Below are 16,095 nucleotides of genomic sequence, written 5' to 3'. Positions count from 1 at the left end.
TTTCAAAACCTGACAGGTCTTTTACTATCAATCCCATCAAATTGATATTTTGAGACAACTACTGTCTATTGGTGTTTATTACTCAAAAATACCCTGAACATGGTATTTCATGAGGCTTGTCAATTGCCTAACTTGCAGTATTATTTAAAGAAAAACTTATGCAATTTTTGATAAAATTAGAAAGAGTGAGTAAGGCAAATCAGTTTGCACTTAACTATCAGTATGAATTATCTGCTGGTATTGAAGGAATTTTTGAGCAAGCTGATTTTTCTATTTTACATAGTTTTTTAGGTGATGAATCTCTTGGTGTTAGGTATATCCCTTTTACTTTTTCTCAACTTCAATTTGATTTGGTAGAATCTCGAGATGAGACAGGGTCTTTTTTGCATTTAGGTAATGAAGCTCTGCTTGATTTGAGAATATTGGTTGACCAAAGTGACGTTGATTATCTTCAGAAATTGATTCTTGGACAAAGGATTAATTTTATATATGCTCAAGAAGCTGTTGAATATAGGATCCTGGGTGTAGAAGTGGTTCCACCTCCTGTTTTCAAAGGGGTGATGACCTATAGTGCTGTCACGCCTGTTTTTTTGATAGATAATCTTAGCACAGGAGGCTCGGAATTTATAGAGCCAGCTGATGCTAGGTATTGTGAATTGTTTAAAAACGATTTGTTAAAAAGGTTTTCAAAAGTTATTCCTGAGTTAAAGGAATTGAAAAATTTAGATAAATTTTGTCCTGAGATTGAGTTCCATCCCATTTCTAAGGTTGAGGAAGAAGAAATTGTATTCAATATGTATCAGTTAGAATTGGTACACCTCAAAGGCTACAAATATGATTTCAAACTTAAAGCTTCTCCACTTTTACAGGAATTTGGTTATTATGCAGGATTTGGCGCTCAAAACTCCCTAGGATTTGGTTGTGTGAATGTTAAGAACTTAAATTAGGGTTGAATTTTTTGATGACCTCACAAATATAGTTCACTTCATTTTCTGTAAGCCATGGATTCAGTGGCAAAGAAAGTATTTCATTGCATATCCTTTCTGCATTTGGATAGGTTATACTATCAAAGTAAGGTTTCATTTTTGGAATAGGAGTGGGATAATGGATTATAGATTGAATTCCTGCATTGTTAAGAAAATCTTTGAGTTGATTTCTAAATGCTGTTTGAATAGTGAAAAGATGAAAATTATAGGTTCCATTCAAAGTCTTGCGTGGCAAGTTAAGCCATGCCATATCTTTTAAACTTTCCCAGTAAACCTCAGCCAAATAGCTTCTATTTTGTTGCCATTCCTCAAAACACTCGAAAAGAACATTCAGAAAACTTGCCTGTAAACTGTCCATTCTAGCATTTTTTCCTACTAGGAAATGCTCATCTCTAAGCAATTGCCCATGATTGATATAAGCTCTTAATTCTGTTTCGAATGTAGGATTTTGACTAATTAGGGCTCCTGCTTCCCCTAAAGCACCAAGATTTTTACTGGGGTAGAAACTCAAGCACCCAATATCCCCCCATGTTCCGGCTGGTCTTCCTTTAAGATGAGAACCAAAAGCTTGTGCAGCGTCTTCAATCACCTTGATGGGTTTATTTTTGACAAACTGCATTATGCTTGGCATATCTACCATTTGACCATATAAGTGAACAGGGATAATAGCTTTTGTTCGAGAAGTAATGACTAAATCTAATTTTGAGATGTCCATCAGTCCTGAAAGATCTACATCAATAAAAATAGGTTTGGCTCCAACTAGGCACACAGCCTCAGCAGTGGAGACCCAGCTGATAGCTGGAACAATAACTTCATCACCTTGTCCGATTTTCAATACTCTCAATGCAATTTCAAGTGCATCAGTACCATTGGCGCAAGCAACTGCAAAAGGTGTTTTTTGATATAAAGCAAGCTTATTTTCAAATTTGAATACTTCATTCCCACCTGAAAACAAACCCTTATCCAGCATTTCTGAGAATTTTTCCCGAAGTGAGTTTTTGAGTTCTTCTGGAAATCTAGCTAAATCAAGAAAGGGGATTTTGAATTTCATCTAAGATTTGAGCGAGTTTTTGAGTGAGTGATTTACGAGAATATTCATTCAGATTTTGATGCTGAACAGTATCTATGCTTACTTTAAAGTTTTGTAAGAAAGATGTGATGCTCCTATGATCTTCATGTTTGAATACATATCCCGCCATAGCTTTTTGAATAATTTGGGCAGAATCTCCTCGAGGATCACCAAGGGCAATGATGCTTCTTCCAGTAGCCATATACTCGAATAACTTCCCAGGTATATTACCTTGAGCGTTTTTGGTATCTGTCAAGATCAGTAGAAGCAAATGAGCTTTTTCATAAAATGAAAATACTTTTGAATGGTTGACGTAACCTTCTAGTATGACGTGTTCCTTCAGCCAAGTATTGGAGCCAAGGTATGATCTGACATTTTCAGAAACCTTTCCAACGAATCTTAATTTCACCTCTCTTGAATCATGTTCAAAAGCTTCTTGAAATGCGCTCAAGAAAGGAATTGGGTTTCTGATTGCATCGATCACTCCTGTATAGAGTATTTCCAAGTGATTCTGATCACTACCCACATTCTTGTATTCTTTAGGCAAGTCATCAGGGTCAAATCCATTGGTCAACAGATGAATGGGTTTACCTGCTAACTTTTCCAAATCTTGCTGAAAAGTTGGGCTGATGGTCGCTACAGCATCAGCCTCGTTTAGTACCTCATTCTCTAACCTTTGATGCCTTCTTCTGACCAAATCAGTCATAGGTAAAGTATCCAGAAACTCCCATTGTGACCAAGGGTCTCTGAAGTCCGCAAACCAAGCAATTCCTGTTTTTTTCTTCAAGGATTTCCCAATCAAATGCAGGCTATGTGGTGGTCCAGTCGTGATGATGGCATCAATCTGATTGCGATGAAGGAAACTTTCAAGGTATTCAACAGATGGTTTTACCCAATATACTCTTGGGTCGGGAATAATCAGATTGGCTCTGATCCAAATTCCCAATTTGTCAAGTAGTGATTTTTTTGATTTCTCCAAAACTTTGGAAGTATCCTTTAGTGGCTCATTTTTGAGCTTTCTGAATAGGGCATAAGGTTCCCAAATGGGAAACTTTATGACTTCGAGGCTAGGATTGATTTCCTTCTGCAAACCCTCGTCCTTCAATTCAAAGTCTGGATTTTCAGGTGTGAATATCACTGGTTCCCATCCAAATTCAGGTAAGTATTTGGCAAATTTCAACCATCTTTGAACCCCAGAACCTGCGCTCGGAGGCCAATAGTAAGTAATGATCAGTACTTTTTTGAGGGGATTGTCAGGCATAGGGTATGTTGGTAGCCATTACCATTGATGATGGACGTATTGTCTAATGTACTGGTCATAGATCCTTTTGACTTCATTCATTTTTTCTGGGGTGATTGCTGGCAGGCTTGAAGCATTTACATTACCAAGTACTTGTGATACTTTTGATGCTCCTGGAATAATGGTACTAACTTCTGGAAACATCAATATCCATCTCAAAGCCCAAGCTGCAAGGTTTTCAGAGCCGTCAAATACTTTTTTTAATAATTCCACTGCTTCCAATCCTAACTCAAACGGAACACCTGAAAAGGTTTCCCCCTTGTCAAATGCCGCACCATCCCGATTAAAAGTTCTGTGGTCTTCTGGATCGAAGCTTGAGTCTTTCGTGAGTTTACCAGCTAGCAGTCCACTAGCGAGGGGGACCCTTACAATAATTCCAATATTCTTTTCAGCAGCTGCTTTGAAAAACGACTCAGAAGGCTTTAACCTGAACATATTAAATATCAACTGTACAGTAGTGACGTTGTCATAATCCATAGCTGCTAAAGCTTCCGAGATTTGCTCTACACTCACACCGAGGTTTTGGATTTTCCCCTCTTCCTTGAGTCGATCAAACAATTCAAATATCTCGTCTCTCCTATAAACCTCAGTAGGAGGGCAGTGCAATTGAATCAAATCTAAGGTCTCTAGTCCCATATTTTTCAATGAAGCTTCCACATATTTTCTTAGTGCTTCGGGATGGTAGTTTTCATTTATATGGGGATTGATGTGTTTGCCGCATTTGGTTGCGACGTAGATGCGTTCGCTTCTTTTTTTTATGGCTTTACCTACAGCAGCTTCGCTGAGTCCATTGTCATAGACATCTGCCGTATCGATGAAGTTGATGCCTTGATCTAGTGCTGTATGAATAATTTGACTAGCTGTAGCATGATCAAAAGTACCTCCCCAGCCACCGCCGACTTGCCAAGTTCCTAAGCTAATTTCAGAAACTTCAAAATTGGTTTTCCCTAGTTTTCTATATTTCATCTCTTCTATTTTTTATTTAATAGGTTCGTTTAGAAGAGCAATTTAAATTTTTATATTTAGAACTCTCAAAAGATCAGAAATGAAATCAAGAAGAAATTTTATAAAGAAGGTGGCTTTTGCTGGGGCGACCGCCACGCTATCAGGGACTTTGATGGCTCAATCAAAAATGAATCAGCAACTTTATCATCAGGTCTTTTTCTGGCTTAAGCCAGAAGTAGATGTTAAGGAGTTTATTGTAGCGTCAAAAATGCTTGCCAAGTGTAAATCTGTTTTAGATTTTAAAGTAGGAACACCAGCAGATACTACAAAGAGACCAGTCATTGACGATAGCTATTCGGTTGCCTGTTTGGTGATTTTTGATTCTATTGAAGCTCATGACAGCTATCAAATAGATCCTATTCATTTACAATTCATAGAAGATCATAGTGCTAAATGGACTGATGTCAAGATTTATGACTTCTACGTATGAACCAAAACACATAACAAGCTCGTTTATAAGTACAATAATATAATTACCCTATGAGATTTACCCAATATTTAAAAATCCCCTTCTTAATTTTAGTGATCTTTGTAGGATTTGCCTGTAATCCTGAGGATGAAAATCCAGATCCAGCAAGAGTAGAGAATGCAGTGAAAAATGCCATCGTGGAAACTATGAATCGCTGGTACTTTTGGAATGATAGATTACCTACAAATGTGGACGTGAGTAGATATAGTACTAATCAGGAATTGCTAAATGCACTACTTTACAAAGATTTAGATAGATGGTCTTATATTACCACGCAAGAGGCATTCACTGCTGCTTTTCAGGGAACAGTTACTGGAGCACATGGATTCGGTTTTTCACTTGTTGACGACAGGATGTTCATTTCTTTTGTATATGATGCCGCACCAGCAGGGCAGGATGGATGGCAGCGAGGCTGGGAAGTACTTGAAATTAATGGAAGGCCTATTGCTGAATACCGAACCGCGACGGGTTATAATTTTCAATTGGGACCAAATGAAGTAGGGATCAATAACACTTTCAAACACAGATTACCTGATGGATCTGAAAGAACTACTACCATCACCAAATCTTCATTTCAATCCAATTCTGTTTTGCATAGAAATGTCATCGAAGATCAAGGTAAAAAAGTAGGATACTGGGTGTATCAAAGTTTTCGTCAAACACCAGGACTTTCAAACCCAACAAGAAGCCAAGAGGTAGAGGATTCCTTCAATTACTTTATGGACCAAGGAATTGATGAATTGATTATTGACCTGAGATACAATGGCGGAGGTTCTGTGGCTGTGACAGCTCAATTATTGAATTATTTGGTTCCATCTGCTGGGTCTGGAAGAGTGATGTACACCAATAGACATAACCAACCAAGATCAAACAATAACAGATCAGTCAACTTTAGTAAAACGGGGAATTTGGAGCTCTCTAGAGTTATTTTTATTACTTCTAGAGGATCGGCCTCCGCTTCAGAATTGGTGATCAATTGTTTAGATCCATACATGGAGGTTGTTTTGATTGGTGATAATACCTATGGTAAACCTGTAGGTTCATTTCCACTTTCATTCGATAGTAGGACACTGGTAGAGAATAATGTCGAGGTAGTTCCGATTACATTTGCCATAGATAATGCCAATGGGAGAGCTGATTATTTTGATGGATTCCCTGCTAATTTTACAGTTCAGGATGATCCTGCTAGAAATTGGGGAGATCCCAATGAGGCTAGATTTAGAGCAGCTATGGAATATATCAGAACAGGAAATGTAGGTGCGAGATTAGCCATAACATCTCAAAAAGACCAATGGAACATGATTGATGATTTCCATGGACTGTGGAAGGAATTTCCAGTGTATTAATATTAAAATTGAATAGAAAATCAGAGGGATTTTCTATTCAATTTTAGAGTTTTTTTTATTTTTTAAGTAATGACTCGTTGCTTCAATGAGTGTATTGTGCCCACATGGTAACTCAATGCTTATCAAGTGAGGAATCTTTGAACTGAATTTACTTAGGTTATTTGAGGTAACCATCATATCAAATTCGCCAGTCACCAATGTGATTGGCGTTTTTTGTTCCCTAGCAAATTGGATGATTTTACCAAGGTTAGGTTTTATTGGTTTGAATACGATCCAAGTAAAGTAAACTTGAGCCCGCATTGTCCTAGTTTTCATTTGGGACTCTACAAATTTCATGATGCTTTTTTCTAATAATCCTAATTTGTTGAGCAAATCCATTGTTTTAAAAAAGCGCTCAGGGTGGAAGACTACATGTTTGAAAATATTGTTGAGACCACCAGGGAAAGTGGCCATATTATACCAAAATCCAGTTTTGATTCCATCAGGAGCCATCAATAATAAGGATAGAATTCGAGTAGGAAATAGCTCGTAGGTCACTAAAGAAAATTTTCCTCCCATACTATAGCCAACAAGATGAAAGGTGGCAACCTGCTCTTGATCTAAAAATTGATTGATGATTTCTTCCCATTTGACTTTGGTAAGTGTGTTCTTACTACTTACCCAGCTACATTGTCCATGGTAATAAATATCTATCAAATAAAAGGTATGTTTTTGTTTTCTAATTTTTAAAAATTCCTTGAAGGCTTTTCTATTTTGACCAAATCCATGGAAAAGTAAATAGACCTCAGGTCCACCTCCATGCTTTTCATAAGCTAGATTACCAAAGGAGGTTTCAAGTACTTTTTCTATCATGATGCTGCGCTCTATTTTGCTTCTAAAATAGAAAAGTGGATTTATATTAAGTTCATAATTTATTTTTTTTGCAAAACATCCTTTTTAATCTTTTTAAATATTCTGTTTTATAAAAATAAAAATGTAATTTTTATAAAATAATCTTCTTTTATGATTTGATTTAAATCAATTTTCCAAACATAATTTCAAATAAAAACGTTGGAAACTTTGAACTTTCCGAAAGTTTCTAGAGTTTTGCATCAAAATTAAATCAGTTTGGACACGAAAGAAAAAATTATCGTCACAGCGATAGAGCAATTTATGCAATATGGGATTAGAGCTGTGACCATGGATGACATCGCGCGGCTAGCTGGGATATCTAAAAAAACCATTTACCAAGAGTTTGCAGACAAAAACCAATTGGTGTTGGAAACATTTCAGACCGCCTTGGAACAGGATGAATGCAAGATGAAATCACTTCCGAGTTTAAAGGATGGAGTGATAGAGCATCTATTAGGTTTATCTGCTTATGTGAGAAAGAGGTTTGCTGAAATGAATCCCTTCGTGATGAATGAACTTCAGCGCTACTATCCTCAGTGCTGGCAGATATTTGAAGAATTTAAGCAAAAGCATGTACATCAAGAGATTATTGATGTGATTAAAAAGGGGATTGAAGAAGGGTATTTCAGATCTGAAATCAATCCCGAAATTATTGCATCGATGAGAGTCGAACAAATGACAAGTTTATTCGATCCTATCAAGTTTCCCCCATCTAAGTTCAATCTTGGGGAGTTGCATGTGGAAGTTTTTGAACACTTCCTACATGGGATTTTTACAGAAAAAGGAAAAGAAGCTTACCAAAAAAAGAAAACTAACTAACAATGAAAAGGATGAAAAGAAAAATCCATATTGGATTTTATACCTTGGCATTGATGTTATTCATCCCAGCACTAACTCAAGCGCAGCAACAAGTGATTCCGCTCACTTTGGAGGAAAGCATCAAGTTCGCATTGGAGAACAACGTGGAAGCCAAGAATGCAAAACTAGAAGTCATGGCTTCGCAGGCTACGATTAACGAAAATTTAGCAAGAGGTCTTCCTCAGATCAATGGTACTTTTGATTTTACACATAACTTTGCTATTCCATTAGTTTTTCTTCCTAATGAAGGACCATTTGCAAATCCTGAGTCAGAATCAGATGTAATTGCAGCCAGGTTTGGTGTTGATTTTCAGTCTTCATTAGGTGTAAGAATGGATCAGATGATTTTTGATGGGTCTTATTTCGTTGGACTCAAGGCGGCAAAAACACTCAAAAGGTTGACCGACTTTGATCTTGAGAAAGCGGAGATTGATGTCATTGAAAATATCAAAAAAGCATATTTTACAGTATTGGTCAACGACGAGAGACTTCAAATTGTAGAAGCAAACTTGAGTAGAATTGATCAATTATGGAAAGAAACTCAAATATTGTACGAGGAAGGTTTTGCTGAAAAATTGGAAGTTTCTAGAATAAGAGTTCAAAGAAATAATCTTCAATCTGAGTATGATAAGGTAGTAACAGCTACAGCAATCAGCGTAGAGCTTTTGAAGTTACAAATGGGGATACCTTTTGAATTCGAGGTCAGACTGACAGAGTCATTGAAGGATCATAATAATCCTGTACTTATAGAAGAACTATTGTCTAACAATGGCTATAGAAGAGTAGAAATGGATCAGATTAAAACCAATATTGAGTTGGCTAATTTGGACTTGAAAAATAATCAAGTACAATATATGCCAACGATCAATGGGTTTCTAACCTATCAAAGATCAGGTGCTGCATTAGATTTTTCTAATACATTCAACAGTAGCAATTGGTTTACAGCAGCTTTTGTCGGTGTCAATATGGCGATTCCTATTTTTGATGGATTTTCCAAAAGATCAAAAATTCAAAAAAATAGAGTTCAAATTAAGCAACTTGAAAATCAAGCATATTATTTTGATCAAAGTATCGATGTTGAGATTTTTCAAGCTAAGAAAAATCTAAAAAATAGTTTGTATGCTCTAGAGGTACAATCAGAGAATAGGATTTTGGCTTTAGAAGTCTTTGAGATGACTAAAATCAAGTACCAAGAAGGGGTAGGCTCAAACTTAGAAGTCATAGATGCAGATTCTGCTTTGAAGGAAGCCGAAGCCAATTACTTCTCTGCATTATATGATGCCTTGATTGCAAAAGTGGATTTAGAAAAGGCACTTGGGATATTATAAATATTTAAGAAATACTACGAAGAAAAAACTATATGAAATTAGTATCAAAACTTTTGATTTTGCCCCTAATCATGCTTGTATTGGCTTGCGGAGGCAATGACGAATTGGCCAATAAAAAAGCCGATCTTGAAAAAAAACGAAAGGAGTTATCAGCCTTGAACAGTGCCATTGAAGCTTTGGAAAAGGAGATATCACAAATAGACCCTGACTTTGGTAAGACGCTAAGAAAGTCAGTATTGATTACAACTACGGCTCCTGAAAAAGGAAACTTCAAACATTTTTTGGAAGTAACAGGTGCTGTTCTGTCCAAAAAGAATGTCAGTATTTCTGGGGAGGTAGCGGGTAGAATTCAAGAGGTCAAAGCCATCGAAGGAATGCGCGTTAACAAAGGTGATGTGCTTGCCATTATTGATTCTGAATCAATTGTTCGCAATATGGATGAGCTTGAAAAGCAACTTGAACTCGCAACCACTATTTATGAAAAGCAGGAGCGATTATGGAATCAGGAGATAGGAACAGAAATTCAGTTTCTGGAAGCTAAAAATAGGAAAGAATCATTGGAGAAAAGTCTTGCTGGGCTGAAAACTCAATTAGATAGATCTCAGGTAAGAGCTCCATTTACAGGAACAGTGGAAACAGTGAATGTTAGACTAGGAGAATTAGTGCAGCCAGGTACGCCGATGTTTCAGTTTGTGGGAGAGAGTGATCTTTTTATAGAAGCTGATATTTCTGAAAGATATGTTGGGATCGTCAGTAAGGGGGATTCGGTAGAGATTGCTTTTCCTTCTATCAATCAAAGTATGAAGACTAAGGTATCTGCTGTAGGTGCAATAATCAATCCCAATAACAGGACTTTCAAGGTAGAAGTGTTTTTACCAAAAATGGATCATGTGAAGCCTAATATGATTTCGATAGTGAAAATCAATGATTATGAAAGCACAGATGCTATCACTGTTCCTAATTATCTCGTTCTTCAAGATAGTAAAGGTGATTATGTATTCGTAGTTGAAAATGATACTGCAAAGAAAAGATACATCAAAAGAGGAATGACCTACAAGGAAATTACCGAAATAAAAGAAGGCCTTGATGGTTCGGAAGTTTTGGTAGATAAAGGTTTCAGAGAGGTTGGAGATAATTTCAGTGTAAACATTACTCAATAATTTTTCTCATGTCTAATCAAGAAGAAAAGAAAAAAGGAGTCATACGACAGTTTGGTTTGAGTTCACATTCTGTGGACAATCAGACCTCTGTGGTCATATTGGTATTTATCATCACCGTATTAGGGATCATGGCTTATAAAACCATGCCCAAGGAGAGTTTCCCTGAGATTGTTATTCCCACTGTCTATGTGGGTACTGCATATCCTGGTAACTCACCTGTAGATATGGAAAATCTGATCACTAGGCCAATTGAAAAGGAATTAAAAGGTTTGAATAATGTCAAAGACATTAAGTCCACTTCTGTGCAGGATTTTTCATCTATTGTAATCGAATTCAATCCTGGTGTAGAGATTTCCAAAGCGATACAGGATGTCAAAGATGCGGTTGATAAATCTAAAAGTGAATTGCCAAACGATTTGGATCAAGATCCAGATGTGATTGAGATCAATACCTCAGATTTCCCGATTATGAATGTGAATATTTCGGGAAATTATACAGAAGAGGAATTGAAAAAATTCGGGGAATACCTAGAAGATGAAATCGAAAAACTTCCCGAAATATCCAAAGCTGAATTAAGGGGTACTATAGAAAGAGAAATCAGAATTGATGCTGATATTTTCAAAATGGAAGCACTTGGTGTTGCTTTCTCTGATATTTCCGAAGCAGTGGGTCAAGAGAATTTAACTATCTCTGGGGGCAACTTACTTGCTGGTGATTTTAGAAGAGCATTGAGGATAGCTGGAGAATTCAAAGATCCTATGGAACTCCTAGATATCATTGTCAAAACTGAAAATAATAGCATTGTCTATCTTCGTGATGTCGCAGAAGTAAGCGATACATACAAAGAAAGGACCTCTTATGCTCGAAGCAATAAGCTTCCAGTAGTGACTGTCAATGTGATCAAAAGAAGTGGAGAGAACTTACTGGATGCTTCTGATAAGATTAAAGAAATCATTGATCGAGCCCAAACAAATCGCTTCCCTGAAGATTTGGAAATCAGTATTACTAATGATCAATCCAAGCAGACACGTTCTCAAGTCAATGATCTTGAGAATAGCATCATCTTCGGTGTGATCTTGGTGATTTTGGTTTTGATGTTTTTTCTAGGTTTCAGAAATGCCCTTTTTGTAGGGATTGCGATTCCACTTTCCATGTTTATTTCATTCTTGATATTAAATGCTTTTGGAATTACGCTGAACCTAATGGTGCTTTTTGCACTGATTCTAGCCTTGGGGATGTTGGTAGATAATGGTATCGTAGTGGTGGAAAATATCTACCGCTTGATGCAAGAGGGTAAGCCAGCCATCCAAGCGGCAAAAGAAGGAGTAGGTGAAGTTGCTTGGCCAATTATTACATCTACGGCTACCACATTAGCAGCTTTCTTACCTTTGGCATTTTGGGATGATTTGATTGGGGAGTTTATGAAATACCTCCCAATTACCTTGATTATAGTTTTGTCCTCATCTCTCTTCGTAGCTTTGGTAGTTAACCCTGTATTGACATCATTGCTGATGAAAGTACAAGATGTGGATTTGATTAAGCCAAAGAAAAAACCACTTGTTGTTGCATTGGTGCTTTCAATATTAGGAATCATATTTTATATCTTTGGTTGGATAGCAATGGGTAATCTAGCGATGATAGGTGCATTGCTTACAGTTTTCAATGTATTGCTACTTAGAAGAGCGATCAGGTGGTTTCAAAATGTGTTTTTAGTAAAATTAGAGAACATTTATGAAGCAACTTTGTCTTTTGCACTTGAAGGTAAAAAACCTTACTTATTCTTTGCAGGGATCAATTTGCTTTTGGTTTTATCTCTTGCTTTGCTAGTAGTAAGATCTCCAAAGGTTTTGTTTTTCCCTGACAATGAACCTGCACTCGTTAATGTTTTCATAGAAAAACCAATAGGTACGGATACAGAAGCAACAAATAATTTTGTGCTTTCTATGGAGGATGAGTTGATGGAAGTGCTTGCTCCTTATTCAGATATCATTGAGTCAGTGATCACACAAGTTGGGGAAGGTACTGGAGATCAGTCAGAAGGGCCAAGTATCGCAAATACGCCACATAAAGCAAAAATCACAATCAGCTTCGTAGAAACTCAATTTAGAAAAGGAGTAAATACCAACCTAGTGATGGAGGATATTCGTGATTTGGTTGAGAAATACCCTGGTGTCTTGTTTACTGTGGATAAACAGAGAGATGGCCCACCAGTTGGGAAAGCAATCAATATAGAAGTAGCAGGGGAGAATTTTGAAGAATTAATCGCATATGTTGGTGATTTTAGGGAATTTTTGGTTTCTGCAAATATCCCAGGGATTGAAGAACTCAAAACAGATTTAGAGCTTGGAAGTCCTGAGGTGGTCTTAAATATTGACAGAGAAAATGCTAGAAGATTTGGCTTGTCGACTTCTACGATTGCCAATGAATTGAGAACAGCTCTTTTCGGACTCGAAGTATCAAAATTTAAAGATGGAGAAGATGACTATCCAATTCAATTGAGATTGAAGGATGAATACAGGTATGACTTGAATTCATTGATCAATAAGAAGATTACCTTTAGGGACAAATTTGGAAATCAAAAAGAGGTTCCAATTTCCGCCGTAGCAACTTTAGAATATGGCTCAACTTATGGTTCAGTTAAAAGGAAGGATTTGGAAAAAGTGATTTCTATATTTTCTAACGTGACTGATGGATATAATCCAACAGAAATCAACGATCAATTAAAGGATTTGGCTGCACGCCATGTCCGCCCAGAAGGTATTACAGTTAAGTTTACAGGAGAACAAGAAGAACAGGCGAAGTCTCAAGCTTTCTTAATGCGTGCTTTGTTTATTGCTGTTTCAGTGATTTTTTTAATCATTGTAGCCCAGTTTAATTCCGTAACCACGCCATTTATTATCATGGCATCTGTGATTTTGAGTACTATTGGGGTATTTCTAGGTTTGGTAATCTTCAATATGGATTTTGTGGTCATCATGACAGGTATTGGAATTATCTCACTTGCAGGGGTTGTGGTAAACAATGCCATTGTATTGATCGATTATACAAACCTGGTAAGGTCAAGGAGAAGAGAAGAGTTAGGTCTGAAAGATGGAGAATATCTTCCATATGATGAATTACTGAATAGTATAATTCAAGGGGGTAAAACTAGATTAAGACCAGTATTATTGACAGCTATTACTACAGTTTTAGGCTTGATTCCATTAGCTATAGGAATGAACATCAATTTTGCTACCATGCTATCTCAATTTGATCCTCAATTTTATATTGGTGGTGATAATGCGAGTTTTTGGGGACCCATGGCTTGGACAGTGATTTTTGGGTTAACCTTTGCTACCTTTTTGACGTTAGTAATCGTACCTGTCATGTACTTACTGGCAGATAAGTTAAACATGTTGATTCGTAGATTCAAATAGCATGATTTAATAAAGGTTGGTGGTTTTAAATGATTAAACCCTTGGGATATTATCTCAAGGGTTTTTAATTTTGCTTTTGATAAATTTTTAAAAAGAAACAAATGGATTTAAACTGGTTTGTACTTTATACAACCTCAAGAGCAGAGAAGAAAGTAGCTCAAAGATTACAGGATCAAGGTTTAGAAGTCTTTTTACCCATTGTTGAGGAGTTGAGACAATGGAGTGATCGAAAAAAGAAAGTACAAAAGGCACTTTTCAATGGATACCTTTTTGTGAAAACCTCCAAACCAAACCTATGGCAATGTCTTCAGACTCCTGGAGCGGTGAAATTTGTCCATTTTAATGGCGAACATGCCACTGTGAGAGAGGAAGAGATCAAGATGATCAAGCGTATTTTAGAGACTGGTGTTGCAGTTGAAACTGACAATTCTGAGATTGAGCCCGGAGAAAAAGTTAAAATCATCGGTGGAGCACTAGAAGGCATGTCTGGAGAATGTATTAACAAAGGAAATAAAGACTATTTTATTATCCGGATTCCAGGTATCAATCAAAACCTCGTGGTCAATATTCCAAGGAAGTTTTTGGAGGTAATTTAATTCAATATAATTATCCGCAATGACACCAGTAATTCAATAAAATGAAAGGATCAAGCGGATAATCGTCTACGGACTACAGTTGACAACAGCTGAATTTAAGGTGTGTACGTAATAAAATATGGTTACTGTTGCGATAGCGGTTATACATATAATTCAATATTGAGACTTTGTTATTCTTCAAAAGCCTTATTGATCTCTTCCTCAGTCATTCTGAGTTTGTTTTTACATTGCTTGACAAGGTTAGCAGCTTCTTTGACAAGTTCTGAAAGTTGGTCAATACCTTCTTCGCCAGATTCTAAAATGCCGACAATCTCTTCGATGCGCTTGACAGCTTTATCATAGCTTATTTGCTTATTCTCCATGGGATGATATCTGATTAATGGTACTTTTGATTTGTTGCTTATGGGTATAGGTGATCATTTCATCACCTATTTGAATTTCTTGTTGGTGAACAGGTCTACCACGCACTTCTGAGCGAGTATAGCCCTTTTTGAAATATGTTGCAGGGTCTAAGTTATTGATACTTCGCTCTAGGTTATCTACGTTTTTGAGTTGAGTATTGATTACACTGTTGCTTTCTTTTTTTATATTCAATGCAAGTTTTTCTAATTGATAGCTATTGAAGTTCAGTTGATTGGATCCTGTACTTTTGATTTGAGAAATTTTCACTGATAGCATTTCACTTGTTCTAAGTAACTGCTGCCTACTGAGATTTTTCAACTTGGATTCTAATTCAATAAGTTTTCTATCTTCCCATTGAAGAGCTTGTTTGGTATAGCGCTCAATTTGCTTAATTGAGGAAACTAATTGCTCTTCAAAGTCCAAAAAACCTGATAGAACGAATTCAGCGGCTGCAGTAGGTGTCTTCACTTTAGTATGCGCAACCAAATCAGCGATAGTTTCATCTCTTTCATGTCCTATGCCAGTGATGATTGGAATTGGAAATTTGGCAATAGCCACGGCTAAATCGTAATCATCAAAGCAGTCTAAGTCCATTTGCGCTCCACCACCACGTATGATCACAACCAAATCGAAGCCGTACTCCTGACTGATCTCTTCAATTTGATCCAGAGCATAAATGATTGTCTTAGCGGCGCCTTCTCCTTGAAGTGTAGCCTGAAAGAGTCGATGATGCACGCTGTAACCATACCTGTTGGTTTGTAGCTGCTGTATAAAATCTCCATACCCTGCTGCTGTCTGGCTACTAATGACCGCTATTTTTTGAGGGACTATTGGCAATTCAAAGCGCTTATTTATTTCCATCATGCCTTGATGCGTCAGTCTTTCGATGATCTCTTGCCTTATTCTAGCCCTCTCTCCTAAAGTGAAGTTAGGGTCAATGTCTTTAATATTGAGGCTCAAGCCATAAAGCTCGTGAAAAGTAACAGTCGCCAAAGCGAGTATTTTCATGCCAGCTTTGAGCTGTTGTCCTGTTGTAGTTTGGAATCTTCCTGCAATTGTTCTAAAAGAATATTGCCAAATATTTGCCCTTACTTTTGCACGTACCTGATTGCCACTTTTCTCTACCAATTCCAAGTAAGCATGCCCTTGAGCCGCCATTTTGAGCTCACCAATCTCTGCTACGACCCAGTAGTTAGGAGCTAATTGCTGCTCTAATGTATCCTTGATGATTTGATTGAGTTCTAAAAGTGAAATGGCTTGTTGCATGAT

The 16,095-nt window shown here is 37.0% G+C and carries 14 protein-coding genes; 8 read left to right on the top strand and 6 right to left on the bottom strand.

The genetic code is table 11. The features are described from left to right. Positions 1–158: 158 nt before the first annotated feature. Positions 159–947 carry a CRISPR-associated endoribonuclease Cas6 gene (locus tag CHB66_RS05645; RefSeq protein ID WP_089238864.1) on the top strand — a complete coding sequence of 263 codons (789 nt, stop codon included), beginning with the start codon at positions 159–161 and terminating at the stop codon, positions 945–947. Here CHB66_RS05645 and CHB66_RS05640 read toward each other — a convergent pair. Genes CHB66_RS05640 through CHB66_RS05630 form a run of 3 tightly spaced genes read right to left on the bottom strand, consistent with a single transcriptional unit; the run spans position 931 to position 4,321 of the window. Beyond that, positions 931–2,037, bottom strand: a complete 1,107-nt coding sequence (locus tag CHB66_RS05640; RefSeq protein ID WP_089238862.1) for a DegT/DnrJ/EryC1/StrS family aminotransferase — start codon at positions 2,035–2,037, stop codon at positions 931–933. The two genes, CHB66_RS05645 and CHB66_RS05640, sit on opposite strands and share 17 nt — an antisense overlap. Further along, positions 2,012–3,316 (bottom strand): glycosyltransferase family 4 protein, encoded by a 1,305-nt coding sequence (locus tag CHB66_RS05635; RefSeq protein ID WP_089238860.1) that lies wholly within the window; start codon positions 3,314–3,316, stop codon positions 2,012–2,014. Before CHB66_RS05635 ends, CHB66_RS05640 begins: the two co-directional genes overlap by 26 nt. A gap of 18 nt (positions 3,317–3,334) precedes the next feature. Continuing rightward, positions 3,335–4,321 (bottom strand): aldo/keto reductase, encoded by a 987-nt coding sequence (locus CHB66_RS05630; RefSeq protein WP_089238858.1) that lies wholly within the window; start codon positions 4,319–4,321, stop codon positions 3,335–3,337. A 79-nt stretch (positions 4,322–4,400) separates the two neighbouring features. Here CHB66_RS05630 and CHB66_RS05625 point away from each other — a divergent pair, with 79 nt between their 5' ends. Then, the gene (locus tag CHB66_RS05625) at positions 4,401–4,790 is read left to right on the top strand and encodes a Dabb family protein (protein ID WP_089238856.1); all 390 of its coding nucleotides are present in this window, start codon (positions 4,401–4,403) and stop codon (positions 4,788–4,790) included. Between the two features lie 50 nt (positions 4,791–4,840). Beyond that, positions 4,841–6,175 carry a S41 family peptidase gene (locus tag CHB66_RS05620; protein WP_089238854.1) on the top strand — a complete coding sequence of 445 codons (1,335 nt, stop codon included), beginning with the start codon at positions 4,841–4,843 and terminating at the stop codon, positions 6,173–6,175. 33 nt (positions 6,176–6,208) lie between these two features. On the opposite strand, the gene CHB66_RS05615 is transcribed toward CHB66_RS05620, so the two are convergent. Beyond that, positions 6,209–7,027: an alpha/beta fold hydrolase gene (locus CHB66_RS05615; protein ID WP_089238852.1), complete on the bottom strand. Its 819-nt coding sequence runs from the start codon at positions 7,025–7,027 to the stop codon at positions 6,209–6,211. A gap of 255 nt (positions 7,028–7,282) precedes the next feature. Between CHB66_RS05615 and CHB66_RS05610 the strand changes: the two genes are divergently transcribed. The 5 genes from CHB66_RS05610 (at position 7,283) to CHB66_RS05590 (ending at position 14,424) form a co-directional block, all read left to right on the top strand. Next, entirely contained in the window at positions 7,283–7,885 is a 603-nt protein-coding gene (locus tag CHB66_RS05610; RefSeq protein ID WP_089238851.1) for a TetR/AcrR family transcriptional regulator, read from the top strand. 11 nt (positions 7,886–7,896) lie between these two features. Next, the gene (locus CHB66_RS05605) at positions 7,897–9,252 is read left to right on the top strand and encodes a TolC family protein (RefSeq protein WP_317045584.1); all 1,356 of its coding nucleotides are present in this window, start codon (positions 7,897–7,899) and stop codon (positions 9,250–9,252) included. A 32-nt stretch (positions 9,253–9,284) separates the two neighbouring features. After that, positions 9,285–10,412 carry an efflux RND transporter periplasmic adaptor subunit gene (locus CHB66_RS05600; protein WP_089238848.1) on the top strand — a complete coding sequence of 376 codons (1,128 nt, stop codon included), beginning with the start codon at positions 9,285–9,287 and terminating at the stop codon, positions 10,410–10,412. Between the two features lie 8 nt (positions 10,413–10,420). Next, positions 10,421–13,828, top strand: a complete 3,408-nt coding sequence (locus tag CHB66_RS05595) for an efflux RND transporter permease subunit (RefSeq protein ID WP_089238846.1) — start codon at positions 10,421–10,423, stop codon at positions 13,826–13,828. Positions 13,829–13,929: 101 nt separating this feature from the next. Beyond that, positions 13,930–14,424: a UpxY family transcription antiterminator gene (locus CHB66_RS05590; protein ID WP_089238844.1), complete on the top strand. Its 495-nt coding sequence runs from the start codon at positions 13,930–13,932 to the stop codon at positions 14,422–14,424. 170 nt (positions 14,425–14,594) lie between these two features. Here the strand turns inward: CHB66_RS05590 and xseB are convergent, their stop codons facing one another. Together xseB and xseA are read right to left on the bottom strand one after the other, a co-directional pair. Continuing rightward, on the bottom strand, positions 14,595–14,786 hold the full coding sequence (gene xseB / locus CHB66_RS05585) for an exodeoxyribonuclease VII small subunit (RefSeq protein ID WP_089238842.1): 192 nt from the start codon (positions 14,784–14,786) through the stop codon (positions 14,595–14,597). Then, positions 14,776–16,092 carry an exodeoxyribonuclease VII large subunit gene (gene xseA / locus CHB66_RS05580; protein WP_089238840.1) on the bottom strand — a complete coding sequence of 439 codons (1,317 nt, stop codon included), beginning with the start codon at positions 16,090–16,092 and terminating at the stop codon, positions 14,776–14,778. The genes xseB and xseA overlap by 11 nt, the downstream gene beginning before the upstream one ends. Positions 16,093–16,095 lie beyond the last annotated feature (3 nt).

Source organism: Belliella buryatensis, assembly GCF_900188245.1.
Classification (GTDB): Bacteria; Bacteroidota; Bacteroidia; order Cytophagales; family Cyclobacteriaceae; genus Belliella; species Belliella buryatensis.
The sequence above is the reverse complement of the archived record's forward strand: the minus strand, read 5'-3'. Positions and strand labels throughout refer to the sequence as shown.

Excerpts from the sequence above, each read along its gene's own strand:
- CHB66_RS05645 (WP_089238864.1), top strand. The coding sequence starts at position 159 with ATGCAATTTTTGATAAAATTAGAAAGAGTGAGTAAGGCAAATCAGTTT.
- CHB66_RS05640 (WP_089238862.1), bottom strand. The coding sequence starts at position 2,037 with ATGAAATTCAAAATCCCCTTTCTTGATTTAGCTAGATTTCCAGAAGAA.
- CHB66_RS05635 (WP_089238860.1), bottom strand. The coding sequence starts at position 3,316 with ATGCCTGACAATCCCCTCAAAAAAGTACTGATCATTACTTACTATTGG.
- CHB66_RS05630 (WP_089238858.1), bottom strand. The coding sequence starts at position 4,321 with ATGAAATATAGAAAACTAGGGAAAACCAATTTTGAAGTTTCTGAAATT.
- CHB66_RS05625 (WP_089238856.1), top strand. The coding sequence starts at position 4,401 with ATGAAATCAAGAAGAAATTTTATAAAGAAGGTGGCTTTTGCTGGGGCG.
- CHB66_RS05620 (WP_089238854.1), top strand. The coding sequence starts at position 4,841 with ATGAGATTTACCCAATATTTAAAAATCCCCTTCTTAATTTTAGTGATC.
- CHB66_RS05615 (WP_089238852.1), bottom strand. The coding sequence starts at position 7,027 with ATGATAGAAAAAGTACTTGAAACCTCCTTTGGTAATCTAGCTTATGAA.
- CHB66_RS05605 (WP_317045584.1), top strand. The coding sequence starts at position 7,897 with ATGAAAAGAAAAATCCATATTGGATTTTATACCTTGGCATTGATGTTA.
- CHB66_RS05600 (WP_089238848.1), top strand. The coding sequence starts at position 9,285 with ATGAAATTAGTATCAAAACTTTTGATTTTGCCCCTAATCATGCTTGTA.
- CHB66_RS05595 (WP_089238846.1), top strand. The coding sequence starts at position 10,421 with ATGTCTAATCAAGAAGAAAAGAAAAAAGGAGTCATACGACAGTTTGGT.
- CHB66_RS05590 (WP_089238844.1), top strand. The coding sequence starts at position 13,930 with ATGGATTTAAACTGGTTTGTACTTTATACAACCTCAAGAGCAGAGAAG.
- xseB (WP_089238842.1), bottom strand. The coding sequence starts at position 14,786 with ATGGAGAATAAGCAAATAAGCTATGATAAAGCTGTCAAGCGCATCGAA.
- xseA (WP_089238840.1), bottom strand. The coding sequence starts at position 16,092 with ATGCAACAAGCCATTTCACTTTTAGAACTCAATCAAATCATCAAGGAT.